This is a genomic window from Lysinibacillus sp. 10T31 (assembly GCF_056394365.1).
This window is the reverse complement of sequence record NZ_JBFTHS010000222.1, coordinates 1-416: the sequence shown is the minus strand read 5'-3', so window position 1 is coordinate 416 and position 416 is coordinate 1. Positions and strand designations below refer to the sequence as shown.

At 53.1% G+C, this 416-nt stretch carries 1 protein-coding gene; it reads left to right on the top strand.

Annotated elements, in window-relative coordinates; translation table 11 throughout:
- Nucleotides 1–270 (top strand): 50S ribosomal protein L20 (rplT, locus tag AC1DCY_RS27750; RefSeq protein WP_477356009.1); only part of this gene is annotated, 270 nt, incomplete at its 5' end.
- Between the last annotated feature and the right edge of the window lie 146 nt (nt 271–416).

Sequence of the window (416 nt, the reverse complement as noted above, 5' to 3'; positions counted from 1 at the left end):
CGCGTATTCCGTGTTGCCAAGCAAGCGGTAATCAAGGCAGGCCAATACGCCTACCGTGACCGTCGTCAGAAAAAACGTCAGTTCCGCGCTCTGTGGATCGCTCGTATCAACGCTGGTGCACGTATCAACGGTCTGTCCTACAGCCGTTTCATCGCCGGCCTGAAAAAAGCGTCCATCGAGATCGACCGTAAGGTTCTGGCTGATCTGGCAGTGAACGAAAAAGCGGCGTTTGCTGCGATTGTCGAGAAAGCTAAAGCCACCTTGGCTTAAGTACCCCCGACAGTCACCCGGGCTCACCTCTGTGGGCTCAGGTGTTAAACGTCATAAATAGGGGAAGAGCCTTCAAGCTCTTCCCCTATTTTGTATCTGGAGTCTGTACATGGAAAACCTGGATGCGCTCGTCTCTCAAGCACTAG